Origin of the sequence: Rhizobium sp. BK650, assembly GCF_014195325.1 — a bacterium.
GTDB lineage: Bacteria > Pseudomonadota > Alphaproteobacteria > Rhizobiales > Rhizobiaceae > Rhizobium.
The window spans coordinates 1-1,513 of the sequence record NZ_JACIBK010000033.1 but is presented as its reverse complement, the minus strand read 5'-3'; the positions used below and the strand labels follow the sequence as shown (position 1 = coordinate 1,513).

The 1,513-nt window shown below is 60.0% G+C and carries 1 protein-coding gene; it reads right to left on the bottom strand.

The genetic code is table 11. The features are described 5' to 3' along the window. Positions 1-202 precede the first annotated feature (202 nt). A partial coding sequence (locus FHX15_RS30740; protein ID WP_184402088.1) for an ISNCY family transposase occupies positions 203-1,513 on the bottom strand: 1,311 nt, incomplete at its 5' end.

The window sequence follows — 1,513 nt, the reverse complement described above, 5'->3', positions numbered from 1 at the left end:
ATGTGGCGGGGAAGTTGAAATGTCCGCTGTCTGGCAAAGTAGAAATGTCACTTTGGACGCGTCTTCAGCCATTTAGAAATGCGACACCCGCTCCTCCGATCAGCCCCCGACCGAACCGGCTCATCCGGTTGCAAGGGAAGGGAGGGGGCGGGTGATAGAATTCCCTCTTCGGCTTTAGCTTTGAGACTATGTAATCGATGCGTCACTCGGCAGCATCGAGCCGCGACAGTGCATTCTCGCGCCGCGCAATCACCGCCGGATCACTCATGTAATCCTTCTTGCGGCCCGGCTTGCGACCACGCGGCGTGTAGCCGTTCTTCTCGCTATTGGTCTTCACGACCGGCTTCACCTGCTGGTGGTCCTGGCGCTCCTTGACGTAAGCCAGGATATCACCGAGCCGCTTGTTCTCGGTGATCGCCGCATGCGTCACCCGCTGGTCCATGTCGAACACCGTATAAGGCAGGGAGTATCCCTTCCAGCGCACATCCAGGCGACCATCCGCATAGGCATAGGTCTCGACATAGCGACCGACCAAACCACGCGTCACCTCGGTTTCCTGGAGCATGATCCGCTGGCGCTCGAACGAAAACGTCAGCTGCGATCCGACATAGCGCTGCTCGCGTTTGCACAGGATCTCCATCAACCGATCCGGAGCCAGGTTCATCGGCCGATGCAGGTCTTCCGAACGGGCAGGGGCAATCGCAAATCGTGCATTGTATGCCTCTATGAAGTCCGGCAGAAACACATTACCTGCCTCCATGTTGGAGATCCCGGCAAGCCGCAACTCCTTGACCAATCGGTCCTGCAACGTTCGGTTCATCCGCTCGACACGGCCCTTGGCCTGGCTGGAATTTGCGCAGAGAATCTCAATGTTTAGCTCTGAAAGCGCGCGCCCGAACTGGGTCATGCCCTGACCGCCTTTGGCATCCTTCTTCGCCACCCGGAACACCGAATGCTTGTCGGAATAAAAGGCAATTGGTGCGCCGTGGCGCTTGAGATAGAGCTCCAGCGCCTCGAAGTAGGTGAAGGCACTTTCGGAACGCACAAAGCGCAGCTGCATCAACCTGCCCGTCGCATCGTCGACGAACACCAGCAGAGAGCAAGGCGGTCCGCGATCCTCAAACCAGCGATGCTCCGACCCATCGATCTGCACCAGTTCACCATAAGCCTCGCGTCGCAGCCGCGGCTGATGAAACGTCCGCCGCTGCTTGCGCGACAGCCAGAGACCGGCATCGACCATCCAGCCGCGCACCGTCTCGCGTGACACACGCAATCCATCGCGCTCGGCGAGCTTCTCGGCAGCCAGCGTCGGGCCGAAGTCCGCATAGCGTTCACGAACCAGTGTCACCGCATAATCGCGAAAGCCATCGCTGATCCGGTTGTTCGACGGCCGGCCGATCGCCTTGTGCCGGATCGACGCCGCACCGGTCGTTCTGATCCGCTCCAGCAGCCGACGCACCTGACGCTCACTCAGATCAAGCACATGCGCCGCCGACACCAGCGTCATGCGCCC